Annotated in this window: 25 protein-coding genes; 14 read left to right on the top strand and 11 right to left on the bottom strand. The window is 69.9% G+C overall.

Going from position 1 to position 25,020, the window contains the following annotated elements:
- Nucleotides 1–28 precede the first annotated feature (28 nt).
- On the bottom strand, nt 29–790 hold the full coding sequence (locus ACSVDD_RS11070) for an ImuA family protein (protein ID WP_448189403.1): 762 nt from the start codon (nt 788–790) through the stop codon (nt 29–31).
- A 737-nt stretch (nt 791–1,527) separates the two neighbouring features.
- On the opposite strand from ACSVDD_RS11070, the gene nhaA reads away from it, so the two are divergent.
- Genes nhaA through hemN form a run of 3 tightly spaced genes read left to right on the top strand, consistent with a single transcriptional unit; the run spans nt 1,528 to nt 4,638 of the window.
- Nucleotides 1,528–2,742, top strand: a complete 1,215-nt coding sequence (gene nhaA, locus ACSVDD_RS11065; protein WP_448189402.1) for a Na+/H+ antiporter NhaA — start codon at nt 1,528–1,530, stop codon at nt 2,740–2,742.
- 6 nt (nt 2,743–2,748) lie between these two features.
- Nucleotides 2,749–3,207, top strand: a complete 459-nt coding sequence (locus ACSVDD_RS11060) for a DUF4112 domain-containing protein (protein WP_448189401.1) — start codon at nt 2,749–2,751, stop codon at nt 3,205–3,207.
- 54 nt (nt 3,208–3,261) lie between these two features.
- Nucleotides 3,262–4,638 (top strand): oxygen-independent coproporphyrinogen III oxidase, encoded by a 1,377-nt coding sequence (hemN, locus tag ACSVDD_RS11055; protein WP_448189400.1) that lies wholly within the window; start codon nt 3,262–3,264, stop codon nt 4,636–4,638.
- A 2-nt stretch (nt 4,639–4,640) separates the two neighbouring features.
- On the opposite strand, the gene ACSVDD_RS11050 is transcribed toward hemN, so the two are convergent.
- The 3 genes from ACSVDD_RS11050 to lpdA are packed head-to-tail and all read right to left on the bottom strand — an operon-like array spanning nt 4,641 to nt 8,081.
- On the bottom strand, nt 4,641–5,450 hold the full coding sequence (locus tag ACSVDD_RS11050; RefSeq protein ID WP_448189399.1) for a TrmH family RNA methyltransferase: 810 nt from the start codon (nt 5,448–5,450) through the stop codon (nt 4,641–4,643).
- 1 nt (nt 5,451) lies between these two features.
- Nucleotides 5,452–6,654, bottom strand: a complete 1,203-nt coding sequence (locus ACSVDD_RS11045) for an MFS transporter (protein ID WP_448189398.1) — start codon at nt 6,652–6,654, stop codon at nt 5,452–5,454.
- Nucleotides 6,655–6,674: 20 nt separating this feature from the next.
- Nucleotides 6,675–8,081: a dihydrolipoyl dehydrogenase gene (gene lpdA, locus ACSVDD_RS11040; RefSeq protein WP_448189397.1), complete on the bottom strand. Its 1,407-nt coding sequence runs from the start codon at nt 8,079–8,081 to the stop codon at nt 6,675–6,677.
- A gap of 377 nt (nt 8,082–8,458) precedes the next feature.
- On the opposite strand from lpdA, the gene ACSVDD_RS11035 reads away from it, so the two are divergent.
- Nucleotides 8,459–8,683, top strand: coding sequence for a hypothetical protein (locus tag ACSVDD_RS11035; RefSeq protein WP_448189396.1), 225 nt, complete (start codon nt 8,459–8,461; stop codon nt 8,681–8,683).
- Nucleotides 8,684–8,702: 19 nt separating this feature from the next.
- Here ACSVDD_RS11035 and ACSVDD_RS11030 read toward each other — a convergent pair whose 3' ends face one another.
- Both ACSVDD_RS11030 and ACSVDD_RS11025 read right to left on the bottom strand, forming a co-directional pair.
- On the bottom strand, nt 8,703–9,293 hold the full coding sequence (locus ACSVDD_RS11030; RefSeq protein ID WP_448189395.1) for a Uma2 family endonuclease: 591 nt from the start codon (nt 9,291–9,293) through the stop codon (nt 8,703–8,705).
- 88 nt (nt 9,294–9,381) lie between these two features.
- Nucleotides 9,382–9,549 carry a hypothetical protein gene (locus ACSVDD_RS11025; protein ID WP_448189394.1) on the bottom strand — a complete coding sequence of 56 codons (168 nt, stop codon included), beginning with the start codon at nt 9,547–9,549 and terminating at the stop codon, nt 9,382–9,384.
- A gap of 324 nt (nt 9,550–9,873) precedes the next feature.
- On the opposite strand from ACSVDD_RS11025, the gene ACSVDD_RS11020 reads away from it, so the two are divergent.
- The gene (locus ACSVDD_RS11020) at nt 9,874–11,283 is read left to right on the top strand and encodes a DUF6056 family protein (protein ID WP_448189393.1); all 1,410 of its coding nucleotides are present in this window, start codon (nt 9,874–9,876) and stop codon (nt 11,281–11,283) included.
- Complete coding sequence (locus tag ACSVDD_RS11015; protein WP_448189392.1) at nt 11,268–11,753, top strand: GtrA family protein; 486 nt, start codon at nt 11,268–11,270, stop codon at nt 11,751–11,753. The genes ACSVDD_RS11020 and ACSVDD_RS11015 overlap by 16 nt, the downstream gene beginning before the upstream one ends.
- Here the strand turns inward: ACSVDD_RS11015 and ACSVDD_RS11010 are convergent.
- Complete coding sequence (locus ACSVDD_RS11010; protein WP_448189391.1) at nt 11,750–12,628, bottom strand: alpha/beta fold hydrolase; 879 nt, start codon at nt 12,626–12,628, stop codon at nt 11,750–11,752. The two genes, ACSVDD_RS11015 and ACSVDD_RS11010, sit on opposite strands and share 4 nt — an antisense overlap.
- 135 nt (nt 12,629–12,763) lie before the next feature.
- Here ACSVDD_RS11010 and ACSVDD_RS11005 point away from each other — a divergent pair, with 135 nt between their 5' ends.
- Nucleotides 12,764–12,910 carry an entericidin A/B family lipoprotein gene (locus ACSVDD_RS11005; protein ID WP_448189390.1) on the top strand — a complete coding sequence of 49 codons (147 nt, stop codon included), beginning with the start codon at nt 12,764–12,766 and terminating at the stop codon, nt 12,908–12,910.
- A gap of 8 nt (nt 12,911–12,918) precedes the next feature.
- Here ACSVDD_RS11005 and ACSVDD_RS11000 read toward each other — a convergent pair whose 3' ends face one another.
- Entirely contained in the window at nt 12,919–13,509 is a 591-nt protein-coding gene (locus tag ACSVDD_RS11000) for a methyltransferase family protein (protein WP_448189649.1), read from the bottom strand.
- 9 nt (nt 13,510–13,518) lie between these two features.
- On the bottom strand, nt 13,519–14,973 hold the full coding sequence (rfaE1, locus tag ACSVDD_RS10995; protein ID WP_448189389.1) for a D-glycero-beta-D-manno-heptose-7-phosphate kinase: 1,455 nt from the start codon (nt 14,971–14,973) through the stop codon (nt 13,519–13,521).
- 80 nt (nt 14,974–15,053) lie between these two features.
- On the opposite strand from rfaE1, the gene ACSVDD_RS10990 reads away from it, so the two are divergent.
- The 5 genes from ACSVDD_RS10990 to ACSVDD_RS10970 all read left to right on the top strand — a co-directional run bounded on the left by ACSVDD_RS10990 (nt 15,054) and on the right by ACSVDD_RS10970 (nt 20,555).
- Complete coding sequence (locus ACSVDD_RS10990; RefSeq protein WP_448189388.1) at nt 15,054–15,779, top strand: TVP38/TMEM64 family protein; 726 nt, start codon at nt 15,054–15,056, stop codon at nt 15,777–15,779.
- The gene (locus ACSVDD_RS10985; protein WP_448189387.1) at nt 15,776–17,188 is read left to right on the top strand and encodes a dihydrolipoyl dehydrogenase family protein; all 1,413 of its coding nucleotides are present in this window, start codon (nt 15,776–15,778) and stop codon (nt 17,186–17,188) included. Before ACSVDD_RS10990 ends, ACSVDD_RS10985 begins: the two co-directional genes overlap by 4 nt.
- Nucleotides 17,189–17,254: 66 nt before the next feature.
- Nucleotides 17,255–18,151 carry a GGDEF domain-containing protein gene (locus ACSVDD_RS10980; RefSeq protein WP_448189386.1) on the top strand — a complete coding sequence of 299 codons (897 nt, stop codon included), beginning with the start codon at nt 17,255–17,257 and terminating at the stop codon, nt 18,149–18,151.
- 228 nt (nt 18,152–18,379) lie between these two features.
- Entirely contained in the window at nt 18,380–19,150 is a 771-nt protein-coding gene (locus tag ACSVDD_RS10975) for an acetoacetate decarboxylase family protein (RefSeq protein WP_448189385.1), read from the top strand.
- A gap of 13 nt (nt 19,151–19,163) precedes the next feature.
- The gene (locus tag ACSVDD_RS10970; RefSeq protein ID WP_448189384.1) at nt 19,164–20,555 is read left to right on the top strand and encodes a sensor histidine kinase; all 1,392 of its coding nucleotides are present in this window, start codon (nt 19,164–19,166) and stop codon (nt 20,553–20,555) included.
- Between the two features lie 6 nt (nt 20,556–20,561).
- On the opposite strand, the gene ACSVDD_RS10965 is transcribed toward ACSVDD_RS10970, so the two are convergent.
- Both ACSVDD_RS10965 and ACSVDD_RS10960 read right to left on the bottom strand, forming a co-directional pair.
- Nucleotides 20,562–22,148 carry a CYTH and CHAD domain-containing protein gene (locus ACSVDD_RS10965; protein ID WP_448189383.1) on the bottom strand — a complete coding sequence of 529 codons (1,587 nt, stop codon included), beginning with the start codon at nt 22,146–22,148 and terminating at the stop codon, nt 20,562–20,564.
- A 79-nt stretch (nt 22,149–22,227) separates the two neighbouring features.
- Nucleotides 22,228–23,319, bottom strand: coding sequence for a class I SAM-dependent methyltransferase (locus ACSVDD_RS10960; RefSeq protein WP_448189382.1), 1,092 nt, complete (start codon nt 23,317–23,319; stop codon nt 22,228–22,230).
- A gap of 117 nt (nt 23,320–23,436) precedes the next feature.
- On the opposite strand from ACSVDD_RS10960, the gene ACSVDD_RS10955 reads away from it, so the two are divergent.
- Together ACSVDD_RS10955 and ACSVDD_RS10950 are read left to right on the top strand one after the other, a co-directional pair.
- Nucleotides 23,437–24,630, top strand: coding sequence for a phosphoglycerate kinase (locus tag ACSVDD_RS10955; RefSeq protein ID WP_448189381.1), 1,194 nt, complete (start codon nt 23,437–23,439; stop codon nt 24,628–24,630).
- A 141-nt stretch (nt 24,631–24,771) separates the two neighbouring features.
- Nucleotides 24,772–25,020 (top strand): KH domain-containing protein, encoded by a 249-nt coding sequence (locus ACSVDD_RS10950; RefSeq protein ID WP_448189380.1) that lies wholly within the window; start codon nt 24,772–24,774, stop codon nt 25,018–25,020.

Below are 25,020 nucleotides of genomic sequence, written 5' to 3'. Positions count from 1 at the left end.
GTCCAGGGAATGCCCGATACATGCGACTTCACGCCACCGCAGCGAAGCGCTCCACCCGCGCCGCGCCGGTCGCGCCCACCAGTGCGCCGTCCCGCCAGCCGACCTCCCACGATCCCGGACACCCACCGCGGCAGCGCAGCAAGTCCAGGTGCCAGCGGAGTTCGCCGACTCCCGGCTCGTCTCCCGTGGCGCCGGGCAACGCCGCGCTGAGTGCGGGAGCGACGCGCCAACGGGTCACCGCGACGCTAGCCACGCGCGCGCGCTCATCGCTCAAGCGCAGCAGCAGCCCGGTCACCCCGCCTGCCTCGGCGGCCAGTTGCAGGCGGCGGCTGGCGATCAGGTCGAGGCGGCCGGTCTCGCCCAGCACGGCGGATAGGCGCTTGCAGCGCAGCGCCTCCTCCATGACCCACAGCGCATCCGCGTCGCGCACCGCCCGCACGACGATCAGCCGGTCCGGCGTCAGCCCATAGGCGGCCAGCCCGGCGGCGTGCAGGTCGCGGCCACGCACGATCCACAGCACCGGCGCCTCCCGGACCGCGGCGAGGCGGGCGAGCAGCGCCGTGGCGAACGCCGTACCGGCGCCGCGATCCTCCGCCGCCACCTCGTGCAGGCACCCCAACGGCAGCCCGCCATCGGGCAGCGCCGCGTCCAACGCGGGCACACCAAGCGGCAGGGTGTCGCCGTCCGCACCCCCCAAACCCTCTAGGCGGCGGATGCAGGTGCGCAGTTCGGCCAGCCGCGCGGCCTTGGATACGAGATTGAACAAGGGGTCGGGCATGGCGACGGACATGGCGGACCTCCGGTCGGCAAGAGCGGCCGTGCAAGGAATTTGTTCTTTATATGTTCTAACACAAGCCGGCCGGGCGGGGGAGTCCGGAAAATTGTCCCAGAATAGCCCCAAAAAGCAGAAGGGCACCCCTCGGGGTGCCCTTCCATACTCGCACTTGGTCACGCCGTGTCCGCTCAGAGACGGGCAGCGTACGCGCCTCCCCTTCCCTCCCGAACGGCAGCCCATGCAGCGGCCGTGACCCCGGACCAAGCCCGGCGGCGCACCGCGATTTGGCGGCGGCAATCCTGCGAGCAGTAGAGCGGAGCAGGACCGCGATGCGATGCGCGTTTGAAGGGCCGGCCGCAGCAGGCGCAGTACAGGGGTTCCATGTTTCCTCCCGGATATCGGTTTTCCCGGATATTGATGTGCCTTACGGCTTTTTCTTTTGTTGAACTGATTGTCACCGAAGTCCTCATTCCCTGACTAGCGGAGAAAACGACATATGGCGGTTGGAGAGGTTGCCCCGCCGCCCCCCTTCAACAGCGGAATTCCACATCACATCAACACTTTGACCGAACACCCCCGACCGGACGCGGCGATTCGCCGCGCTCCTTCTGCCTAGGCGGTGTTACGCCCTGATGACAGGACGCTTAAGAGAATGTGAAGTTCTCGACCACAACGCAGCCTTCTTCTCTCGCAGTCGCAGCAACGCATCGGGGCAGACGCGTTATCGTGAAGGAAATTTGGGAGACGTTGCCGTGAAACTCACCGCCATCCGTCATTTCCTGCATAACGAGGCTTCGGGCGGGGTCGTCCTGCTGGCGGCGTCCGTCCTGGCGTTGGGTTGGGCGAACTCGGCCGCCGCGCCGCTGTACGAGGCGCTGTTGCATCTGCCGGCCAGTCTGCGCGTCGGTTCGCACGCTCTGGAGATGTCGCTGCACCACTGGATCAACGACGCCCTGATGGCGGTGTTCTTCCTGCTGGTTGGCCTGGAGATCAAGCGCGAGATCCTGATCGGCGAGCTGTCCACCCCGGCGCGCGCGGCGCTGCCGGCCATCGCCGCCGTGGGCGGGATGGCCGCACCGGCGCTGGTCTACGTCGCCTTCAACCTGGGCGACCTGGCGAACCTGCACGGCTGGGCCATCCCGGCGGCCACCGACATCGCCTTCGCGGTGGGAGTCCTGGTATTGCTGGGTAGCCGGGTGCCGACCTCGCTGCGCGTCTTCCTGCTGGCGCTCGCCATCATGGACGATCTGGGCGCCATCGTGATCATCGCCGCCTTCTACACCGAAGGCGTGGTGCCCATGGCGCTCGGCTTCGCGGTGGTGTGCGGGGTGCTGCTGGCGTGGTTCAACGTGATCGGCGTCAAGCGCCTCACGCCGTACATGATCGCGGGCGCGGTGCTGTGGGTATGCGTGTTGAAGTCCGGCGTGCACGCCACGCTTGCCGGCGTAGCGCTGGCCTTCGCCATTCCGTTGCGTGGCGAGGGCAGCCATTCCGAAGAGTCGCCGCTGCACCGGCTGGAGCACACGCTGCACCCCTGGGTCGCCTATCTGGTCCTGCCGCTCTTCGCGTTGGCCAACGCCGGGGTGCCGCTGGACGGCATCACGCCGGCCAGCCTGCTGGCGCCGATCCCGCTGGGCATCGGGCTCGGCCTGTTCCTGGGCAAGCAGGCCGGGGTCATGCTGGCGGTGTGGATCGCCGTGCGCCTGCGGCTGGCGCCGCTGCCGGCGGGGGCGTCCTGGTACCAGCTCTACGGCGTGGCGGTGCTGACCGGCATCGGCTTCACCATGAGCCTGTTCATCGGCGCGCTGGCCTTCAACACACCGGACAAGGATGTCGCCGTGCGGCTGGGCGTACTGGCGGGCTCGCTCGTCTCGGCGCTGGTGGGCTACGCGCTGCTGGCATTCCAGTCGCGCGGCGCCGTCGAGCCGGCGCGGGCGAGGGAACTGGACGGGATTCCCGGCGGTTGAGCGGGCATGAGCCTTGCCTATCGCCACTCCCGCGCCGAGAACACGGAGACCGTTGACCGGCTGGAGCGCCTGCGCCGGCTGACATGGTGGCTGGACACCCGCTGGACCATTCCCGGCACCCGCATCGGCGTCGGCCTCGACGGCATCGCCAGCCTGCTGCCAGTGGCCGGCGACACGGTGACCGCACTGGTCTCGCTGCACATCATCAATGAAGCGTCGCGCTTCGGCCTGCCCAAGAGGCTGATCGCCCGCATGCTGGGCAACGTGGCGCTGGACTGGGCGCTGGGCTCGATCCCGGTGATCGGCACGATCTTCGACATCGGCTTCAAGGCCAATGTCCGCAACCTCCGCCTCCTCCACCGCCATTTGGACGAGCGCACAACCGTGGTGAACCCGCCGCCCCGGCCCCACCAAGCCCCCAGCGATTCTACGGTTGTCAACCAACGCAAAGGGGTGAGACGATAGGAGCTTGACCTGGATCAAAGCCCTTTTCCGGGTCCACACGCACTCTTCGGACCCATGATCGCTTCCCAAACCGCCACGATGGATTCCGCCCTGCTCGCCAAGTATGACGGGCTGCGCGTCCCCCGCTACACCAGCTATCCGACGGCGCCGCACTTCTCGCCCAACGTGGGTCCTGAGACGTACCGGAGCTGGCTGGGCACCATCGATCCGGCCAAGGCCGGCTCGCTGTACATGCACGTGCCGTTCTGCAAGGCGATGTGCTGGTACTGCGGCTGCCACACCAAGATCGTCGCCCGCTACGAGCCGATCGCCGAGTACCTCGCGCATCTGCGCAAGGAAGTCGGCATGGTGGCGGATTGCATCCCCGGCCGCATGAAGGTGGCGCACATCCACTTCGGCGGCGGCACGCCGACGATGACCACGCCGCAGGACTTCGAGAACCTGATCGCGCTGCTGCGCGAACGCTTCGACGTGGTGGACGGCGCCGAGATCGCCGTGGAGATCGACCCGCGCACGCTGACCGAGGACATGGCGAAGGCCCTGGGCCGCGCCGGCGTCAACCGCGCCTCGCTGGGCGTGCAGGACTTCGACGCGGACGTCCAGACCGCGGTCAACCGCATCCAGCCGCGCGAGATGACCGAGCGCTCGCTGGCGTGGCTGCGCGGGAACGGCGTCACGCACATCAACCTCGACCTCATGTACGGCCTGCCGCGCCAGTCGGTGGAGAGCGTCACCCGCTCGGCCGAAATCGCGCTGTCCATGGACGCCGACCGCTTCGCGGTGTTCGGCTACGCGCATGTGCCGTGGATGAAGTCGCACCAGAAGAAGATCGTCGAGGCGGAGCTGGCCGACTCCTACGGCCGCTGGGACCAGTTCGCCGCCATCGCCAAGGCGCTGACCGACGCCGGCTATGTGACCGTCGGCCTCGACCACTTCGCCAAACCCACCGACGAGCTGGCGGTGATGCAGGCCAAGGGTGAGCTGCGCCGCAACTTCCAGGGCTACACCACGGACGAGTCCGAGGTGCTGCTGGGCTTCGGCGCGTCGTCCATCGGCCAGCTGCCGCAGGGCTACATCCAGAACGCCGTGCCTTTCGACCACTACGCCGAGGCCATCGACGCCGGCCGCCTCGCCACCGTCAAGGGGCTGGCGGTGAGCGATGACGACCGCCTGCGCCGCGCGGTGATCGAGCGGCTGATGTGCGACCTGTACGTCGACCTCGACAAGGTGGCCGAGCAGTTCGGCCTGCCCGCCGATACGTTCGATGCTGAGCTGGCCGGCATGGGCGACCTTGTGGCCGACGGCGTAGCGACCGTGGAAGGCCGCCGCCTGGGCGTGCCGGAGGCCGCGCGCCCGCTGATGCGCATCCCCGCGGCGCGGTTCGACACCTACCTGTCGACGGGCGCCGGGCGGCACAGCCGGGCGGTGTGATATCAGCCCACCTCGCCTGCACCGCAGGCGAGGTGGTGCAAAACGATCCCGCTCGTCGTGGCGACGTTCAGCGAGTCGAAGCCTCCCGCCATCGGGATGCGGACCGTCCGCGTCCGCGCCAGGAGCCCCGCCGGCAGCCCCGGCCCCTCAGAGCCCAGCAGCACGGCGGCGCGGTCCGGCCGGCGCAGCGCAGCCAGCGGCGTCTCCCCCGCCGGGCTCAGCGCAATGGCCTCGAACCCGTGCCGGGTCAGCGCATCCACAGCATCCCCATCAAGCCGGGCGGTCGGCACCAGCAGCGTCGCCCCGACCGAGACGCGGATCGCCTTGCGGTACAACGGGTCGCAGCAGGTCGGGTCGAGCAGCACCGCGTCGGCGCCGAAGGCGGCGGCGTTGCGGAAGATGCCGCCCATGTTGTCGTGGTTGCCGATGCCGAACAGCGCCACCACCAGCGCCCTAGGCCCCAGCCCGGCCAGCAGCGCGTCGGCCGAAGGCAACGGCTCGCGCCGGCCCAACGCCAGGATGCCCCGGTGCAGCGGGAAGCCGGCGACGGCGTCCAGCACCGCTTGGCCCACGCTGTAGACCGGGACATGGTCCGGCAGTTCCTCCAGCAGCGCCGCCAGTCCCGCCACTCGCTTCTCGGCCAGCAGCAGCGACACCGCCGCGTGCCGGGGCGAGCGGATCAGCATGCGCAGCACCACCTCGCCCTCGGCGATGAAGTGGCCCTCGCGGCCGATCAGGTCGCGCTCACGCACGTCGCGGTAGGCGGCGATGCGCGGGTCGGCGGGGTCGGTAATGGGGACGATTTGCGGCATGCTATCGCCCGAGAATCTTGAGGAACAGCGGCCCCAGCGCCACCGCGACGGCTAGCGTCAGGAACCCCGCGCCCCAGCCCACCACCTGCCCCGGCCCACCCGCGGCCTCCAGCGCCAAGCCGAAGACGATGGGGGCGACGAAGGCCCCGGTGAAGCCGAACAGCGAGTGCATGGCCATGGCGGCGCCCCGCCGCCCCGCCCCGGCGGCGCCGACCATGCCGACGGTCAGCGAGGCGCTGTCGGCGGTGATGGTGGCGCCGTAGACCAGGGCCAGAGCGGCCAGCATCCAGAACGGCAGCGCCGCGGCGAAGCCGATCATCGAGGCGATGGCCGCCGAGGCCAGCATGATGATGGTCAGGAAGCGGTTGCGGCCCCAGCGCTGCGCCGCCTCGTTGCCGAGGATGCTGGCGGCGACGCCCACCATCAGGATCACCGTGGCGAGCGTCGTGACCTCGGCGGGCACTTGGCCCACCGGGGCTCCGGCGGCGAAGGCCAGGAAGGCGACCAGCCAGCCGCGGCAGCCGAACAGTTCCCAATTGTGCGCGGTGTAGCCGAGGATGTAGCCCATGGCCGGGCGGTTGCGCAGGACAGGGCGGAAATCGAACAGCGCAGCGAGGCTGGGCGGCGCGTCCTCGTCCTTCGGCACGGTGGCCGGGACCAGGAAGGCGGCCAGCAGCAGCGCCGTCAGCGTCAGCCCAGCCGCCACCCAGAAGGCGGCCCGCCAGTCCCCCGCCCCGGCGACCAAGCCGGCGGCCAGCGTCGATCCGGCGACGCCGATGCCGTAGCTGGCGGTGTAGAAGGACATGCAGCGCCCGGCCCGCGGGCCGGAGATGTGGTCGGAGAGGATGCGCAGGCCAGGCATGTAAGTGCCGGCCAAGCCGACGCCGCCGAGCGCGCGAAACAGCATCGCCGGCCAGAACCCGTTCCCCGCCAGCGCGAAGCCGGCGCAAGACAGCACGGTCAGCGCGGTCGACCACAGATAGATCTTGCGGCTGTCGAGCCGGTCGGTCAGCCCGAGCAGGACCGGCACCGCCAGCACGTAGCCGAGGTGGGCGACGCCCCCCAGCCAGCCGGCCTCTGTGGTGGAGAGGCTCCAGTCACCGATGAACACCGGCAGCAGCGCCGGCACGGTCATCGTCCCCGCCATGCCCAGCACTTCGGACAGGCACAGGACGAGGGTAAGGCGGATGGGGGACAGTGTCATGCGTCCCCCACCCGTCCCGATCACATGTGCAGCGCGCGGCCATCGACCGCCAGCGCCGCTTCCTTGGTCACTTCCGACAGCGTCGGGTGGGCGTGGCAGGTGCGGGCGATGTCCTCGGACGAGGCGCCGAACTCCATGGCGAGCGCCAGCTCGGCCACCATCTCCGACACGTTCGGGCCGATGAGGTGGACGCCCAGAACCTTGTCGGTGCGGGCGTCGGCCAGGATCTTGACGAAGCCGTCCGTGGCGTTCATGGCGCGGGCGCGGCCGTTGGCGGTGAACGGGAACTTGCCGGCCTTGTAGGCGATGCCCGCAGCCTTCAGATCCTCCTCGCCCTTGCCGACCGACGCGACCTCCGGCCAGGTGTAGATGACGCCGGGGATCACGTCGTAGTTCACGTGCCCGGCCTGACCGGCCAGGATCTCGGCCAGCGCCACGCCCTCTTCCTCGGCCTTGTGGGCGAGCATCGCACCCTTGACCACATCGCCGATGGCGTAGATGCCCGGAACGTTGGTCTCGAAGTGATGGCCGATCTCGATCCGGCCGCGGTCGTCCACCGCGACGCCGACGTTCTCCAGACCCAGGCCCTGGGTGTGCGGACGGCGGCCGATGGCGACCAGAACGGCGTCGGCCTCCAACGTCTCCGCGTCACCGCCCTTGGCGGGCTCGACGGTCAGGGTGACGCCGGTGTTGGTGGTCTTCGCCCCGGTCACCTTGGCGCCCAGCTTGAAGGTCATGCCCTGCTTGGCCAGGATGCGCTGCATCTGCTTCGACACTTCGCCGTCCATGCCCGGCAGCAGGCGGTCGAGGAACTCGACCACGGTGACCTGCGCGCCCAGGCGGCCCCAGACCGAGCCCAGCTCCAGGCCGATGACGCCGCCGCCGATGACCACGAGGCGCTTCGGCACTTCGCCCAGCGTCAGGGCGCCGGTGGACGAGACGATCTTCTGCTCGTCGATTTCGATGCCCGGCAGCGGGGTGACTTCCGAGCCGGTGGCGATGACGATGGCCTTGGTGACCTTCAGCGTGGCGCCGCCGTTGGCGTCCACCGCGACGGTGTCCTTGGCGACGATGGTGCCGGCGCCCTTGATCCAGTCGATCTTGTTCTTCTTGAACAGGAACTCGACGCCGCCGGTGTTGGCCTTAACGACCTCGTCCTTGTGCTTCATCATGCCGGGCAGGTCGAGTTCGACGCCGGCGACCTTGACGCCGAACTTGGCGAGGCCGTGCTTGGCCTCCTCGAACTTCTCCGACGCGGCGAGCAGCGCCTTGGAGGGAATGCAGCCGACGTTGAGGCAGGTGCCGCCGAGCGCCGAGCGCTTTTCCACGCAGGCGACCTTGAAGCCGAGCTGCGCCGCGCGGATCGCGCAGACGTACCCGCCAGGACCGCCGCCGATGACGACGACATCGTAAGTGCTCTCAGCCATGCGCTGTTCCTTCCGCCGCGTTTTTGTTGCCGAACGCCCCCTGCCCGCGAGGAGCCGTCCAAGGTGGGGCTTTTCGCCGCGATTTATGCCCCCCCGCGCCCGCCCGCGCAACGGCCGAGTTCGCCGTTCGGGGTGCGGGGCGGGCATGCAGGAGGGCAAAGAGAGCGGAACGCCGTGGGCGGGGCGGCGAATGGAACAGAGTGAAACACTATGGAACACTGTGCAGGGCGTGTTCACTTCGCGGGGGCGGGCGCCTCTCCTCTTTCAAGGAAACTAAACCTATCATGAGGCGTGGCGGCTTCGCAAGCGGGAATGGGGACGGTCGCCACCTGTGGCTGTTGAAGCGACAGCGACACGCACACGAGGGGAGGTGCACGATGACCATGGACGTGACCGTGACGGTGACCCTGGACGCTACCGACGCCACGGCGGCCAGCCAGTTCGAGGAGAAGTTCCGCACCTGGGCGCGCACGCAGCCGATGGTGAAGGCGGTGGACATGACGCCGCACGCGCGCTGGGACGGCAAAATCTGGCGCGAGGCCCGCAAGGCCCACTTCGGCTCGAAGCTCGGCAACCCGTTCGGGCGGACGAGTTTGGAATAAGGGGCTGGTGGGCGAGCGGTTATCCGGCCCGCTCGCCCACCGGCAGGTCGAGGCCCTGGTAGAGAGCGGCCAGCGGCAGGTCCAGCCCGACCGTCTCCAGGAAAAGCGGATCGTCGCCCACCAGCACCGCCGGCCGCTCCGGCCAGAGACCGGCGCCGTCGCGCCGGTGCAGTTCGGCGCGGATCGCCAGGGAGTCGAGGAACAGGATCTCCCGCACCGAGGGCATGCCGGCGTAGACGTGCAGCTTGGCACGCTGCTTGGCCTCCTCGGTCGGCGACAGGATCTCGATGAGGAGGACGGGGGCGGTCGTGTACGGAACGCTGGGGTCGAACGGCTCGCACGTCACCGCCAGATCGGCCACGCGGTAGTTGTGCGTCGGGTCGAAGTGCGGGCGGATGCCGGCCTCGGGAAGCACGCGGCACCGCGTCCCCTTCCGCCGGTTCCGGCCATCGAGGGCATTGCCGATGTGCCGGGCGAGTTCGCCCTGAAGCGTGCTGTGCGCCGGGCTGGCGTGCGCCTGCGCGACGATTTCCCCATCGATGAGTTCATAGCGCGCGTCGTCGCCGAACGACATGGCGAGGAACGTGTCGACCGTCTCCAGATACGTCATGGCGCGGCGAGTGCCATCGGAGCCTCCCTGTGCCCATAATGTAGGGGAAAGGTGAAGGCCACGCAAAGCCTCGCCTGGAATCCTGCCTCTATTGCTGCGTGTCGATCCGGCCCATGTGGTTCGCCCCGATGCCGGTGTCTTGAATGCCGGCAAGAGAGCCGGCGATTCCCGTTGGCCTCGGCGTGGGGTCGACGAACGGGCCGCACGCCGCGAGAGACAGGCTGAACACAGCCAGGAAAAGCATTCGGCTGAGCATGAACTGGCTTCCATCCGCGAAGTGACCTGAAACCCAAGCTATACCGGACCCTACCGCCGGCCAGAAGCCTCACGCCCTTGTGAACCGGGCGACGTCCAGCTCTCTTCCTTCCGTGTCCCGGCACAGCCCGTGCGGAACAGCATCACCGGGAGGACGCGGTCTGTGACGGTGGCTCGCCGAAACTTGCCACGCGAGGGATTCGTAGGCTAGATGTCGCTCCCCGCAATCTTCCCTACGGCGCGCCAACTCTCAACCAAAGCGCGCGTGAACACCGCAACAGCATCCTTATCCGATATGTCACGGTCTTTGGCTCGCACGACTGTTGTGGCCGACATCACGCCGGCCATCCTGTTCGCCTGCATCGGCGCCCTGTTGGCGCTGTTCGCGGCGCATGCGCTGATGGCCGCCTACGTCCAGCCGCAGGCCGACGACTATTGCACCAATTTCCGCATCGCGCGGGACGGCTTCTGGTCCTTGCAGGCGTCCAGGCGCAACGACATCACCGGGCTGTACGCCGGCATGGCGCAGCAGGGGATCGTCGGCGTGCTGTCCGTAGGGGCGGGCGAGCGCTTCATGGTGCCGTTTCAGGTTGCGTCGGTCCTGTATCTGCTGGCCATCCCGGCGGCGGCCTTCGCGCTGCTGCGGACGTGGCTTTCCGATGCCCCGCGCGCGCCGCTGCTGTTGGCGGCGCTGGCCTTTTTCGCGCTGGTCGCACAGCGCGTGCCGACGCCACAGGAACTCTTTTTCTGGATTTCGGCCACAACCCTGCATCTGTCGGGGCTGATCGTGCTGGCGTTGTACGCCGCCGCCATCATCCGGCTGCACCGGACCGGGGGGGCGGGGTGGCTTGGCGTCGCCGCCGTGTTGCAGGTCGTGCTCGGTGGGTCGGGGTGGGTGGCGAGCTTGACGGGGCTCGGGCTGCCGTTGCTCGTGCTGCTCGCCACGGCGGCTGGGTGGTTGCCCCGGTCGTGCGGGTGGAGAGGGGCGTTCGCGCTGCTGTTCGCCCTGGCCGTCGCCAGCACGGCGTTCGCGATCACGGCCCCCGGCAACAGCGCGCGGATCGGCTTCGAGGCGGCGGCGGGGCAGTTCGGCTGGTCGCTGCGGTCGGCGTCCGAGAACCTTGGGCGGTTTGTCGGCGGCTGGCTAGGCGATCCCCGTGTGTGGTTGCTGACGGCTATGGGCGCCGCGCTTACGGTGCTGTCGGACCAGAAGCGGGCGGTTCCGCCGGTCGGCTTGCTGGCGGCGGCGGCGGCCGGGCTGGGCGGGGTGGCGCTCACGGTGATGTTCCTGTCCTTTTACGGGGTCGGGGAACTGGTTGGGCGCACGATCGGGGGAATCGAGTTCCTGTGGGCGCTGGGCATGGTTCCGGTGCTGGCGCTCGGCGTGCTGCATGTCGGCGAGGCGCGCCGGGTGCTGACGATCCATGGGCACACGGTGCTGGCGCTGTGTGCGCTGGCGTTCGTTCTGCTGGTTGCGGCGAACGAGCGGACGGAGCGCATCGTCAAGGAACTGGCGGGACCGGCGCCGGCGTTCGCCGCCGAGAGCATGGCGCGCTATCGCCTGATCGCCGAGGCCGCCGGGGGCGTGGCCGAACTTCCCGCCTTGCCATCGCGTCCGAGTTACCTGTACATCACGGACCTCATGGACGATCCGAAACACTGGATCAACCAGTGCGCAGCCCGCCACTTCCACGTAAGCCAACTGTGCCTGACCGGTCGATGCCAAAAGCCCTGAGCGCGCAGCCAGATCGTCTGCGCGCCCTCCCCTGGATCGGGCCTCTGCTGTCCGGCAACAGCGTGCTCGCCCAGTTGGTCCGCTATGTGGTGGTCGGCGGGTCGGCGCTGGTGGTCGACGCCGGCACGTTTTCCCTGCTGCGCATCGTGTTCGATGCGGATCTGGTGTCCAGCAACGTCGCCGGGCGCATCGTCGGGGCCTGCATCGCCTTCCTCGGCCACCGGCTGTTCACCTTTCAGCGCAACCAAGTGAACCGGGCGCGCTTTGTGACCGAGGCGTTGCGGTACGTCCTGCTGCTCACCTTCTCCATGAGCCTTTCGACGGCCAGCCTGTGGTTGTTGACCGATTTCCTGTTCAACGTCGGGCCGGGACTCGTTGAGACCGCCACGAAGATCGTTGTCGAGTGCTCGATCATCTCGCTGAACTTCGTGGCCCAGCGCTTGTGGGTGTTCCGTAAGTCAGCGGCTTAACTGAAGAACCCCAGCAGCGCCTCCAACACCTCCGCCGGCCGTTCCTCGGGGAGGAAGTGGCCGGCGGGGAGGGCGTGGCCCTGCACCTGCGGGGCGAAGGCGCGCCAGATGCCCAGAGGGTCGTCGTACAGGCGGCCAACGACGCTGCGCTCGCCCCACAGGACCAGCGTCGGACAGTGCACGGTGCGGGCGTCGGCGCGGTCCTTGCGGTCGTGGTCGAGGTCGATGCTCGCCCCGGCGCGGTAGTCCTCGCACATGGCGTGCACCGCCGCCGGGTCGCGGAAGGCGCGCAGGTACTCGGCGAAGGCCGGAGCGTCGAAGATTTCGGTGCCGCTGCCCCAGCCCCCCAGCAGGCGGCGCAGGAAATATTCCGGGTCGAGGCCGATGGCGTGCTCGGGCAGGCCGTCGGGCTGGATCAGGAAAAACCAGTGATAGTACGCCGTCGCCATGCGCTGGTCGGTGCGCTCGAACACCGCCAGCGTCGGCAGGATGTCAAGCAACGCCACGCGCTCCACCCGCTCGGGATGGTCGAGCGCCATGCGGTGCGCCACGCGCGCACCACGGTCGTGGCCGGCGACGAAGAAGCGCTCGAAGCCCAGGGCGCGCATCACCTCGACCTGGTCCTGGGCGACGGTGCGCTTGCAGTGGCGGACGTGCGCCGGGTCGCCGGGGATCTTCTCGGACTGGCCGTAGCCGCGCAGATCGGCGGCCACCACGGTGAAGCGCTCGGCCAGCTTGGGGGCGACGTGGCGCCACATCGCGTGGGTCTGCGGGAAGCCGTGCAGCAACAGCAGCGGCGGTCCCTCGCCACCGACCGCGGCGCAGATCTCCGCCCCGCTGGTGGCGATGCGACGGTGTGCGAAACCTTCGAACATGTGCCCTCCCCTGCGTGTTTCTGGCCCGTGCCTCCAAAGGGGTGCCCCGTCCGGATGCGCCCGGTGAATGAAACCGATGGGCGCCGACAACCGTTACGTGGTCACACCGACCGAACGGGTTTGGAGAACACCACCATGCGTAAGATCAAAGCTCTTGTACTGCTCGCTCTTTTCGGCTCGCTGCTGACCGCGTGCAACACCGTCGGAGGCATGGGCCAGGACGTGGAAGCCGGCGGCCGCGCCATGGAGCGCGGGGCCGACAACGTGCAGAAGAAGATGTAGGCACGCCGTTACCGAAATGCCCGCCCTCGCCACGGCAGCAGGGCGGGCACCTTCGTTTTGTAATCCCGGTAGGCGTCACCGTACAGCGCCTCCAGCGTCGCCTCTTCGTGCCGCATACCGACCAGCAGGTAGAGCGACGCCCACACCGCCGTGGCAAGCCCACGTTCGTCCGCCACCGCCCCCCACAGCATCAGCAGCGCCCCCGCGTAGAGCGGATGCCGCACCCAGCGATTGGCACCCGCGATGTGCAGCGGTTCATGCTCCGGCAGCGGTGTGCCGGCGCGGTGCGCGCGGATCTGCGCGGCCCCGGCGAAACGGCCGAGGTCGTAGCCCGACAGGCCCCACAGGAACACGCTCAGGCCGAGCAGCGCCGCGATGCCTTGCGTTGCGGCGAGCCAGCCGGGCCGGTCGAACACCGCCGGATCGGGCAGCAGCCAGCGGCCGGTGGCCAGCACGGCCAGCAGGTGCGCGACGGCAATGGCGTTGTACGTGAAGCGCGTGTACGCGCCGAGCCGCAGCCGCGCCGGCAGCAGGCTGTGGCCGAGGCCGAAGCAGGCCCAGGCGAGCGCGTACAGGGTGTGGGCGAGGATGGAGGCCATCCCCACCCCTCACCCCTGCATGCGCTTGATGGTGTTGGTGGTGCTCTGGCCGGCGACGAGGTTCGCGAGGACCACCGTGCCGCCGTAGCTCTGCACGAAGTCGGCGCCGACCACCGTCGCGACGGTGTAGTCCGCGCCCTTCACCAGCACGTCCGGGCGCAGCATCCTGATGAGCTGCTCGGGCGTGTCCTCACCGAACACCACCACCAGATCCACGCAGCCCAGGGACGCCAGCACCGTGGCGCGCGCCGTCTCGGACTGCACGGGGCGGCTGTCGCCCTTCAGGCGCTTGACCGATTCGTCGGAGTTCAGCCCGACCACCAGCACGTCGCACGCCGCGCGCGCCTGGGTCAGCAGCGAGATGTGGCCGGGGTGCAGCAGGTCGAAGCAGCCGTTGGTGAAGCCCACCCGCTTGCCGAGGTGGCGCCAGCGCGCCACGCACTCCGCGGCTTCCTCGCGGGCGGCGACCTTGGCCTCGCCGTGCCGCCATTCCTGGGCGTGCAGGGCGCCCAGCAGCTCGGGCGCGCGGACCACCGCCGTGCCGATCTTGCCCACCACGATGCTGGCGGCGATGTTGGCGAGGCGCGCGGCGTCGTCCAGGCCGACGCGCACCGCCAGCGCCGCCGTCAGCGTCGCCACCACCGTATCGCCGGCACCGGACACGTCGAACACCTCACGCGCCTCGGCCGGCAGGTGGATCGCCGACCCGTCGCGGGTGACCACCGACATGCCGCGCTCGGAGCGGGTGGCGATCACCGCGTCGATGCCGCAGGTGTCGATGATGCGCTGGCAGGCGGCCTCGACCTGGGAATCGTCGTCGGCCGGCAGGCCGGTGGCCTGCATCAGCTCCTTGCGGTTGGGGGTGACGATGCTGGCGCCGCGGTAACGGCGGTAGTCGGTGCCCTTGGGATCGACCACCACCGGCAGCCCGGCGGTCCGCGCGGCGGCGATCAGGTCGGCCACCAGCGCGTCGGTCAGCACGCCCTTGCCGTAGTCGGACAGGATCACCGCGCCGACGCTCGGCAGAAGCGCGCGCACCGCGGCCGACACCTTGGCCGCCGTGTCCGCGGCGATGGGGGCCACCGTCTCGTCGTCGGTGCGCAGCAACTGCTGCTGCCCGGCGATGAAGCGGGTCTTGACGGTGGTGCTGCGGCCGGGCTCGACGACCAGAGTGTTTGCGACCGCCTCGCGCTCGATCAGGGTGCGCAGCTCGCGGCCGGCGGAATCGTCGCCGACGACCGAGACGAAGCGGCACGCCTGCGCCGCCAGTGCCGTCACGTTGGCCGCCACGTTGCCGGCGCCGCCCAGCATGGTGTTCTCGCGCAGGATGCGCAGCACGGGGATCGGCGCTTCCGGCGAGACGCGGTCCACCGCGCCGTAGACGAAGCGGTCGAGCATGAGGTCGCCGACGCACAGCACACGGGCTTGCGCGAGGGCGTCGATGTGGCGGGCGAGGTCGCTCATGGATACGCTTCTACCAGTGCCGCGCCGTTCACGGCAAGGTGACTGGCCGGTGAGCGGGGAGCGGATCTATGTGTTGGTGCATGATCGACCATGCCGAGTCCCCATCGCCGCCCTCATCGCTGCGCCGCCTGCTGCCGCTGGCGGTGCTGGCCGCCGGGTTCGCCGCGTTCTTCGCGCTGGGCCTGCACCGCACGCTGACGCTGGGCGAACTGGCGGCGCGGCGCGCCGATCTGAGCGCGTTCGTGGAGGCGCAGGGCGGGCTGGCGGTGCTGGCGTACGTCGGGGTGTACGCGTTGGCGATCGCCTTCTCGGTGCCCGGCGGCACGGTGCTGACGCTGGCCGGCGGCTTCCTGTTCGGCACGGCGTGGGGCACGGTGTACGCGGTGGCCGGGGCCACGCTGGGCGCCATGGCGGTGTTCCTGGCGGCGCGCTCGGCGCTGGGCGGAGCCTTGCGGCGCAAGGCCGCGCCGTGGATCGGCCGGCTGGAGGAGGGATTCCGGGCGAACGCCTTCAGCTACATGCTGTTTTTGCGGCTGGTGCCGTTGTTTCCGTTCTGGCTGGTCAATCTGGTGCCGGCGTTCCTCGGCGTGCCGCTGGGGGTGTACGCGTTGGCGACGCTGGTCGGCATCGTGCCGGGCGGGCTGGTGTACGCGTCGGTCGGCAACGGCTTGGGCGCGGTGCTGGACGCCGGGGGCACGCCGGACCTGCGCGCGATCTTCTCGGCGGACGTGCTGTTGCCGCTGCTGGGGCTGGCGGTCCTGGCGCTGGCGCCGGTGGCGGTCAAGGCGTGGCGGAGGCGGGCGTGAGCGAACGGGTGGATTGCGGCATGTGCGTCATCGGTGCGGGCTCCGGCGGGCTGTCGGTCGCCGCTGCGGCGGCGCAGATGGGGGTGAAGACCGTGCTGATCGAGCGCGGCGCCATGGGCGGCGACTGCCTGAACACCGGCTGCGTGCCGTCCAAGGCGCTGCTCGCGGCGGCCAAGGCGGCACAGGCGGTGCGCACGGCGGGACGCTTCGGCGTCAACGGTCATGAACCGGAGATCGACTTTGCCGCCGTTCACGCCCACGTGCGCAACACCATCGCCGGCATCGCGCCGCACGACAGCCAGGAGCGCTTCGAAGGGCTGGGCGTGCGCGTCATCCGCGCCTCGGCGCGCTTCACCGGGCCGGATACGGTGGAAGCCGGCGGGATCGCGGTGCGGGCGCGGCGTGTCGTACTGGCGACCGGCTCGCGCGCCGCGGTGCCGCCGATCCCCGGCCTGGACGGTGTGCCGTTCCTGACCAACGAGACGATCTTCGAACGCACCGCGGCGCCGGATCACCTGATCGTGCTGGGCGGCGGCCCCATCGGCGTGGAGATGGCGCAGGCGCACCGCCGTCTGGGTGCGCGCGTCACCGTGGTCGAGAAGCTGACGCTGATGCCGCGCGACGACCCGGAGCTGGTGGCGGTGGTGCGCCGCCGCCTGACCGCCGAGGGCGTCACGCTGATCGAGGGCACCGGCGTAGCGTCGGTGGCGCGCGCCGGCAACGGCATCGCCGTGCGGCTGGACGATGGGCGGAGCGTCGAGGGCTCCGACCTGCTGGTGGCTGCCGGCCGCCGGCCCAACGTCGAGGACCTGAACCTGGACGCCGCCGGCATCGAGGCGCACCGCGGCGGCGTGATCACCGACAAGCGCCTGCGCACCACCAACCGGCGCGTCTATGCGGTGGGCGACGTGACCGGCGGGCCGGCGTTCACGCACGTCGCCGGCTATCACGCCGGACTGGTGGTGCGCAACGCGCTGTTCCGGCTGCCGGCGAAGGAGAATTACGCCGCGCTGCCCTGGGTCACTTACACCGATCCCGAACTGGCCCAGGTCGGCCCCACCGAGGCAGAGGCGCGCACCGCCTATGGGGCCGTCGACGTGCTGCGCCAGCCCTTCGCCGACAACGACCGCGCCCGCGCCGAGGGCGAGACCGAGGGGCTGATCAAGGTGCTGGCGCACCGCGGCCGGGTGATCGGCGTCTCCATCGCCGGGCCGCACGCGGGCGAGCAGATCGCGCTGTGGTGCCTTGCCGTGGCGACGCGCGCCAAGGTGTCGACGCTGGCCGGGCTGGTGCTGCCCTACCCGACGCTGGGGGAGGCCGGCAAGCGCGCGGCGGGCAGCCTGTTCACCCCCACCCTGTTCGGCGCGAAGTCGCGGGCGCTGGTGCGGGTGTTGTCGTGGTTCGGATGATCCACACGGCTGTAATGCTTCCTTAAGCGGGATGTGTTCTACTGGCGCATCGGCTTGGGAGGCTGGATGCGAATTCTGGTGGTGGACGACTCGCGCATGGCGCGCACCGCGCTGTGCCAGCAGTTGGAGACGTTCGGCCACGAGGTGGCGTGGGCCGATTGCGGCGAGAGTGCCCTGGAGCGCACCCGCGAAGAGGCGTTCGACGTCGTGCTGGTCGATTTCCGAGTCGGCCCGGTGGAAGGCGTCGAGGTCTGCTGGCATCTGCGCGCCGCGCAGGGGGCCAAGCACCTCTACCTCATGCTCATGCTGCCGGGCAGCATCACCAACCAGTTCTTCGAAGTGGTGGAGAACGGCGCCGACGAGTTCCTGCGCAAGCCGCTGGACTGGGCGTGGCTGCGCGCCCGCCTGCTGGCCGCGTCGCGCGTGGTGGACATGCAGCGCCAACTGGAACGCCTCGCCAGCACGGATTCGCTGACCGGCGCGCTCAACCGCGGGCGCTTCATGGCGCGCGCGGCGGAGGAGGTGGCGCGGGCGCGGCGCCACGGCCGGCCGCTGTCGGCGGTGATGCTGGACATCGACCACTTCAAGAAGATCAACGACACGCACGGCCATCCCACCGGTGACGAGGCAATCCGCAGCGTCGTGCGCGTCTGCCGCGCGCTGGTCCGCGGGTGCGACGTGCTGGGCCGCCTGGGCGGCGAGGAGTTCGCCGTCCTGCTGCCGGACACGCCGCCGGCCGGCGCCGTCGCGCTGGCCGAACGGCTGCGCCGCGCGCTGGCGGTGACCGAGGTGCGCATCCCCGGCGGCTGCGGCGTCACCTTCACCGTCAGCATCGGCGTCAGCGCGTTGCGCGACGGCGAGGAGTCGGTGAGCGCCATGCTGGCCCGCGCCGACGAGGCCCTGTACCGCGCCAAGAACGGCGGCCGGAATCGCGTGGTCGCTGATGAGGCGGTCGAGGCTTGATGATCCGCTTCGGGGCTGGCGTTACGACGCGGCGGGCAAGATTCACACGGACTGCACGGATTTGAACACGGATTACACGGATTTTTTGATGCTTGCGGCGCGCCGGGTCATCCCGAAGGCCGCTGCTGTGCACGAATAAGGAAATCCGTGTAATCCGTGCCTAAATCCGTGCAATCCGTGTGAATCTTGTATGCATCACGGATCGCCCGACACGACAGGAGGCACGCCATGCTCACCGGATTCACCGCTCCGCTCACGCCCAAGGGGCGGTCGTCGCTGGCTCCGGCGCCGCCGTGGCACTACGCGGGCTGGCTGTTCTCAATCGACTATGAGGTCGATACGGCCACCGCCGCCGGCTTCCTGCCCGAAGGCTTCGGCAAGGCGACCGGGCGCGCCACCGTGCACTTCGCCGACTGGCAGGCAACCTCCGACGGCAGCGAGTTGCTCGACCCCGTCTATTCCCAGTACCGCGAGTGCTTCGTGCTGGTGGAGGCCGAGCGCGACGGCACGCCGGTCAACTTCTGCCCGTTCATCTACGTCGATCAGGACGTGTCGCTGATCCGCGGCTGGCTGCAAGGCCTGCCGAAGAAGTTTGGCAGCGTGTGGCTCACCCGCGCCTACCCGCTCGACCACATCGCCGCGGCGCCGACGCGCGCCGGCACCCGGCTGGGCGCTTCGCTGGCGGTCAAGGACCGGAGACTGGCGCAGGCGGCGCTGACGCTGACCGGGGCGGAGGGCAAGCACCTCGGCCTGCTGGCGAAGCCGACCTACGGGCTGTTCGGCCTGCCGAGCATCGTCGGCGGCGCCACGCCGGCTGCCCCGCAACTGGTGCGCATGGTGGCGGACAGCAAGGAGTTCGGCCCGTTCTACGCCGCCGACGCGGAGGTCGAGCTGTTCCCGGCGCCGCGCGACGAGTTGGCGGCGCTGGCGCCCCGGCGGGTGATCGAGGCGTCGGCGGGATACTTCGCCATGAGCGTCACGCGGGTGGACGCGGGGTAAGGGGGAAGCCTCCATGCCCCTGCCGACCGTGACCCGCAGCCTGTCCGCCAAGCTCCTGGTGCTGACGGTGCTGTTCGTCATGCTGGCCGAGGTGCTGATCTACACGCCGTCCATCGCGCGCTTCCGGCTGAGCTTTCTGCAAGAGCGGCTGTCCGCCGCGCACCTTGCGGCGCTGGCGGTGGAGGCCGCGCCCGACCGCATGGTCACGGCCGAGCTGGAGGCCAAGCTGCTGGCGCACGTCGGGGCGCACGTCATCGACCTGATCCAGCCGGACAGCCGCGTCTACATGCTTTCGCGCTCCATGCCGCCACGGGTGGACATGGTAATCGACCTGCGCACGGCGACCTTCGTGTCGCTGATCACCGACGCCTTCGCCGCCCTGGCCGAGCCGCGCAACCGGGTGGTCCGCGTCATCGACCGTTCGCCCAAGGACCCGGCGCAGCGCGTCGAGATCGTCATGGACGAGCGGCCGATGATCGCGGCGATGGTCGATTATTCCGAGCGCATCCTGGCGCTGTCGGTGGTGATCTCGCTGATCACCGCCGGGCTGGTGTTCCTGGCGCTGAGCGGCATGCTGGTGCGGCCCATGCGCCGGCTGACCGAGAGCATGGTCGCCTTCCGCCGCGACCCGGAACACGCCGAGCCGGCCTTCCCGCCCGAACCCCGCAACGACGAGATCGGCGTGGCGCAGCGCGAGCTGGTCGCCATGCAGGACGCGCTGGGCACCGCGCTGCGCCAGCGCGAGCGGCTGGCGGCGCTGGGCACGGCGGTGGCGAAGATCAACCACGATCTGCGCGGCATCCTGTCCACCGCGTCGCTGCTGTCCGAACACCTGTCCGAGAGCGCCGACCCGGAGGTGCGGCGGGTGACGCCGCGGCTGATGGCGGCGCTCGACCGCGCGGTGGATCTGTGCGGGCAGACGCTGTCCTACACGCAGGACGGCGTGCTGCCGCTGCGGCGGACGCGGGTGGATCTGGCAGCCCTGGTCGATGAGGCGGGGGCGGAGGTGACGGCCTCGCTGCGGCCGGATGGTGGACGGGTCGAGGCCGCCTGGGTCAGCCGCGTGCCGGCCGGGCTGATGCTGTCCGTCGATGGCGACCAGCTTGTTCGGGCACTCGCCAACCTCGGCCGCAACGCGGTGCAGGCGGGGGCCGATACGGTGACGGTCGAGGCGCAGGCGGCGGACGGCCGGGTGGTGCTGACGGTGGCGGACAACGGGCCGGGCTTGCCGCCGCGGGCGCGGGAGAACCTGTTCCAGCCCTTCGCCGGCTCGGCGCGCGCGGGGGGCACCGGGCTTGGGCTGGCCATCGCCCGCGAGATCGCGCGTGCGCACGGCGGCGATCTGCGGCTGGTCGAGAGCACGGGGAACGGGACGGTGTTCGCGCTGGAGCTGCCGGTGGAGTGAGTGCGCTCACTCCGCCGCCGGCTTCGACCAGAACGGCTTGGCGCCCGCGAATCCCTCCCACTGGGCGTTCAGGTGGCCTTCCAGATCGGCGACGCCGCGGGCGTGCCAGCCGATGACCAGACCGGCGGCGCGGCGCTCGCCGGAGCCGGCGCGGCTGCCGTCGTCGTGCAGATCGTGCAGCAGCCGCGTCGCCGTCGCCACGTCGTTCAGGTGGCCCAGCGCGTCCTGGAACGTCGCCAATTGCTGGATGTAGCGGCGCGCCGGCTTGTCGTCGTACAGCGAGCGGAAGAACTCCGCGGCGTAGCGCAGCTTCTTCAGGGCGATGCGCAGCTGGTGGCGGTCCTCCACCGACAGTTCGGCGAAGCCCTGCCCGGCCTTGCGCGCCCGCTTGTGGCGCTTGGCGAGCAACTGGTCGGCAAGCTGCACCACCGGCTGGAACAGCCGGGCGGACTGCTCGCTGACCGGCTGGTCGCGCCAGCCCTTCTCCTCCTGCCAGACGCCGAGGCGAAGCAGGAACTCCGTGTAGCGCGGCGACAGGATCGCCTCGCGCGCACTGTCATAGCCGCGCTCGCGCCGCGCGCGGGCGGCGGTCTCCAGCGTGCGGAGGTCGCCGAGCAGCGGCGCCCCCTGGCCGTTGGTCCGCTCGAACCCCTCGTGCACGGGGGACAGCAGTTCGCCGATAAAGACGTCCCAGTCGCGCGCCGGGCCAAGGTGACCGCCCAGCCACTTCACCTCGCCGACCAGCCACGCGTACTGCTCCTCCGGCACGAAGGGGCGGAACAGGCCGAGCGCCGAGCGCAGCCGGCGCAGCGCCACGCGCATCTGATGGATGCCCTCCGGGTCCTCGCCTTTCAACGAGGCGGCCTCGTTGGCGGAGAGATGCAGCAGGCAACTGCCGACGATGCGGCACAGCGCCCCCTCCACCGTCACCTCGGGGGACAGCGCGATCTTTTCCGCCTTCACCGGCTCGTCCATGGCGCCGGCCGCAAGGGCGTAGCCGCGCGCCGACTTGGTGCGCGACTCGACGCGCAGCGGGGCGGTCTTCGCCAATTCCAGCGCCAGTCCGTACAGCGCGCGGGACTCGCCCTGCTTCAGTTCCAGCTCGACCTCGCAGAGCGGCAGGGTGGCGCCGTCCGGCGTGCGGATCTCGCCCTGGTCGAAGGCCACCTCGATCACCGACTCGCCGCCGTTCAGCACGCGGATCGTGCGCTTCACGTCGGTGGTGAACACCGGTTGCAGGTCCGCCGCGCCCACGGTGCCGAGGAGATCCAGCGCGTCCGCGTCGGTGATCAGCGACAGATCGACGGCAGGGCCGGGCACCGGGCACTCCCACTCCGCGCGGCCGAGGCCGCCATCGGCAAAGGGCGGACCCTTGAGGGTCTGGACGAAGAGCTTGCCCTTCTTGCGCACCCGCAGGCTGACCAGCCGGCGCGCGAGGCGCTGGTCCGGCGTGTCGTAATAGACGCTCTCCAGCGGCCGGGTGGCGGCGCGGGTGGCGGACGCGAGGGCGGGTGCGGCGCGCAGCTTCGCCAGATCCTCCGGCCGCGCGGCCAGCTTCAGTTCCGTCTCGCGGTTGATGTCGGCGTCGGCCATGGCTCGGCAAAGTTCATTTATAATCCGTCATTTCTACACGCACGTATTCGCGTTGCCTAGCCGGCCAAGTTTTGCAGTTTTATGACAGTCGCTTTTCCAGGACCACCATCTTGGACATGAATACCGGTGTGGACGAGCGCACCGTCAGCCCGGCGTCCGCGAACATCGCGCCCAAGTCCTGGCGGGCGTAGTCGGCGTAGAACGGCTCGTGGAAGGCCAGCGGGAACAGCTCGATCAGGCCGTCCATCACCGGGTTGTCGCCCCGTTGCAGGCTGTCCATGAAGACGACGATGCCATCGGGCTTCAGCACCCGCGCCCATTCCGCCGCGACCTGCGCGCGGATTTTGCGCGGCAGTTCGTGGAACAGGTAGATGCAGGTGACGACGTCCTGGCTGGCGTCCGGCAGCGGCAGCGCCTCGGCCGCCGCCTGCACCACGCGGGTGGTGCGCGCCCATGGGGCCAGCGAGCGGCGCGCCTCGGTCAGGTAGGCGTGCGAGAGGTCGAGGGCGGTGGTGTCCAGCCGTGGCCAGTTGTCCTTGACGAAGGTGAGGAAGCGCCCCGTCCCCGCCGCCACGTCGAGCAACCGGCTGCCGGCGACGCTGCGGCCCTTCAGGTGCTCGAAGATGGGGACCAGCGCCTGGCGGCGCATGGCGTCGGCGCCGCCGCCGAACAGCACCTCGACTTGATGGTCGTAGAGGCGGGCGCTGTGTTCCGACAAATAGCCGTCGGTCTGGAAATGGAAGTTCTGGCGGTAGTAGGCGGGGAGCGCTTCCGACCCCGGCGGCGGGTTGGTGCGCACCTCGGTGCCGACGCGGCCACGGCGGCGGCGCTGCACCTCGGGCAGGTCGCGGAAGAAGGCGGTGGCGTCCGCCACCACCCGCGCCGGGCTGAGGATCAGGTCGTGCGGCATGCGGTAGCGCCCCGCCTCGATGTTGGCGAGATCGCGCTCCATCAGCGCCCGCAACTCGGCCAGGATGCCGCGGGTGTCGGGGGTGCGGATGTCCTTGGGGCGTTCGGCGCGCGGGATGTTGGGGCCGGAGATGCGGGCGGCCAGCGCGTACTGGCCGAAGAACCACGCCACGCGGGCGGCCTGGGCCGCGGCGTAGGCGATGCGCCCGGCGGAGCCGATAAGCGGCGGCCGGGTGTCGTCTCGTCGAAGGGGCTCGGTCATGCCTTATGAGATGGGAGCCTTACGCCGCAGGGCGAGTCCCCCCGTCCAGCGTTGCAAAGTGGGCCGCGCTGTGCTTCGGTGCCCCAAAATTCGAACCTTTTCCGGGGGTGAGCGGCCATGACCGACTTCAACACCATCGACGACCTCAGCGTGAGCGGCAAGACCGTGCTGGTGCGCGCCGACCTGAACGTTCCCATGCAGGACGGCAAGGTCAGCGACACCACCCGCATCGACCGTCTGGCGCCGACGCTGAAGGAACTGGCGTCGAAGGGCGCCAAGGTGGTCATCCTCTCCCACTTCGGCCGCCCCAAGGGCGGGCCGGATGCCAAGAACTCGCTGCGCCATGTGCTGGGCGATCTCTCCAAGGCCGTGGGCCAGGAGGTGGCGTTCGCCGAGGATTGCGTCGGCGACAAGGCCAAGGCCGCCATCGCCGCCGTCAAGCCCGGCCAGATGGTGCTGCTGGAGAACACCCGCTTCCACGCCGAGGAAGAGAAGAACGACCCGGCCTTCGCCAAGCAGATGGCGGAACTGGGCGACCTCTACGTCAACGACGCCTTCTCGGCCGCCCACCGCGCCCACGCCTCGACCGAAGGTGTGGCCCGCCACCTGCCCAGCGCCGCCGGGCGGCTGATGCAGCAGGAGCTGGAGGCGCTGACCAAGGCGTTGGAGAAGCCGGAGCGGCCGGTGTGCGCCGTGGTCGGCGGGGCGAAGATCTCCACCAAACTCGACCTGCTGGGCAATCTGGTGGGCAAGGTCGACATGCTGGCGCTGGGCGGCGGCATGGCGAACACCTTCCTGTACGCCCAGGGCGTGGATGTGGGCGCCTCGCTGTGCGAGAAGGACATGGCCGATCAGGCGCGCGCGATCATGGAGACGGCCAAGAAGGCCGGCTGCGAGATCCTGCTGCCGCTGGACTTCATCGTCGCCAAGGAGTTCAAGGCCGGTGCGGCCAGCCGCGACGTGGACGCGAAGGCCATCGGCGCGGATGAGATGGCGCTGGACATCGGCCCGAAGACGGTCGAGTTCCTCGGCCTGAAGATCCAGGGCGCCAAGACCGTGGTGTGGAACGGCCCGCTGGGTGCGTTCGAGATCAAGCCCTTCGACGCCGGCACCAACGCGGTGGCGGGCTTGGTCGCCAAGCGCACGCAGGACGGCCAGCTGCTGTCGGTGGCCGGTGGCGGCGACACGGTGTCGGCGCTGGCGTCGGCCGGGGTGGAGCAGGCCTTCACCTACGTCTCGGCCGCCGGTGGCGCCTTCCTGGAATGGCTGGAAGGCAAGGACCTGCCGGGCGTCGCCGCGCTCAAGAAGTAAGAAGCACACTGCGGAACGGCGGGGGAGCGGCCCCTCCCCCGCCGGGCTCCGTACGAAAAAGTGGGTACCGCAATTGGTCCCAGACTCCCTGATCGATTGGGGACTACATTCAGGGAGGCCCACACAACAGGCACCCCTCTCATGCCACAGTCCCACCCGATGCCGGTCCTGTCGCGCAATGAGCGTACCGAGGCCGAGACGGTTGACCGCGCGGTCCGCTCCCAACACCCTGTCGTCATCACCCTGCCCGACCCGGCGTCCGAACCGGCGGTGGAGAAGATGCGCGGACCGAAGCTGGTGGCTCTCTGGGCGGCCCTGATCGCGCTGTCGTGGGCCGTGGCCATCGGCATCGGCTATACCGTCTACCGCGCGGTGAGCGTTCTGTTCTGA

The sequence above is a fragment of the Azospirillum terrae genome (assembly GCF_053470425.1).
Note: the sequence above shows the minus strand (reverse complement) of the source record. Positions and strands in the feature narration are given on the sequence as shown.

Excerpts from the sequence above, each read along its gene's own strand:
- ACSVDD_RS11045 (WP_448189398.1), bottom strand. The coding sequence starts at position 6,654 with ATGACACTGTCCCCCATCCGCCTTACCCTCGTCCTGTGCCTGTCCGAA.
- ACSVDD_RS11035 (WP_448189396.1), top strand. The coding sequence starts at position 8,459 with ATGACCATGGACGTGACCGTGACGGTGACCCTGGACGCTACCGACGCC.
- ACSVDD_RS11030 (WP_448189395.1), bottom strand. The coding sequence starts at position 9,293 with ATGACGTATCTGGAGACGGTCGACACGTTCCTCGCCATGTCGTTCGGC.
- ACSVDD_RS11025 (WP_448189394.1), bottom strand. The coding sequence starts at position 9,549 with ATGCTCAGCCGAATGCTTTTCCTGGCTGTGTTCAGCCTGTCTCTCGCG.
- ACSVDD_RS11000 (WP_448189649.1), bottom strand. The coding sequence starts at position 13,509 with ATGGCCTCCATCCTCGCCCACACCCTGTACGCGCTCGCCTGGGCCTGC.
- ACSVDD_RS10980 (WP_448189386.1), top strand. The coding sequence starts at position 17,255 with ATGCGAATTCTGGTGGTGGACGACTCGCGCATGGCGCGCACCGCGCTG.
- ACSVDD_RS10975 (WP_448189385.1), top strand. The coding sequence starts at position 18,380 with ATGCTCACCGGATTCACCGCTCCGCTCACGCCCAAGGGGCGGTCGTCG.
- ACSVDD_RS11010 (WP_448189391.1), bottom strand. The coding sequence starts at position 12,628 with ATGTTCGAAGGTTTCGCACACCGTCGCATCGCCACCAGCGGGGCGGAG.
- ACSVDD_RS10955 (WP_448189381.1), top strand. The coding sequence starts at position 23,437 with ATGACCGACTTCAACACCATCGACGACCTCAGCGTGAGCGGCAAGACC.
- ACSVDD_RS10960 (WP_448189382.1), bottom strand. The coding sequence starts at position 23,319 with ATGACCGAGCCCCTTCGACGAGACGACACCCGGCCGCCGCTTATCGGC.
- hemN (WP_448189400.1), top strand. The coding sequence starts at position 3,262 with ATGATCGCTTCCCAAACCGCCACGATGGATTCCGCCCTGCTCGCCAAG.
- ACSVDD_RS11005 (WP_448189390.1), top strand. The coding sequence starts at position 12,764 with ATGCGTAAGATCAAAGCTCTTGTACTGCTCGCTCTTTTCGGCTCGCTG.
- lpdA (WP_448189397.1), bottom strand. The coding sequence starts at position 8,081 with ATGGCTGAGAGCACTTACGATGTCGTCGTCATCGGCGGCGGTCCTGGC.
- ACSVDD_RS11060 (WP_448189401.1), top strand. The coding sequence starts at position 2,749 with ATGAGCCTTGCCTATCGCCACTCCCGCGCCGAGAACACGGAGACCGTT.
- ACSVDD_RS11070 (WP_448189403.1), bottom strand. The coding sequence starts at position 790 with ATGTCCGTCGCCATGCCCGACCCCTTGTTCAATCTCGTATCCAAGGCC.
- ACSVDD_RS11015 (WP_448189392.1), top strand. The coding sequence starts at position 11,268 with ATGCCAAAAGCCCTGAGCGCGCAGCCAGATCGTCTGCGCGCCCTCCCC.
- ACSVDD_RS10970 (WP_448189384.1), top strand. The coding sequence starts at position 19,164 with ATGCCCCTGCCGACCGTGACCCGCAGCCTGTCCGCCAAGCTCCTGGTG.
- ACSVDD_RS10965 (WP_448189383.1), bottom strand. The coding sequence starts at position 22,148 with ATGGCCGACGCCGACATCAACCGCGAGACGGAACTGAAGCTGGCCGCG.
- ACSVDD_RS10990 (WP_448189388.1), top strand. The coding sequence starts at position 15,054 with ATGATCGACCATGCCGAGTCCCCATCGCCGCCCTCATCGCTGCGCCGC.
- rfaE1 (WP_448189389.1), bottom strand. The coding sequence starts at position 14,973 with ATGAGCGACCTCGCCCGCCACATCGACGCCCTCGCGCAAGCCCGTGTG.
- ACSVDD_RS10950 (WP_448189380.1), top strand. The coding sequence starts at position 24,772 with ATGCCACAGTCCCACCCGATGCCGGTCCTGTCGCGCAATGAGCGTACC.
- ACSVDD_RS11050 (WP_448189399.1), bottom strand. The coding sequence starts at position 5,450 with ATGCCGCAAATCGTCCCCATTACCGACCCCGCCGACCCGCGCATCGCC.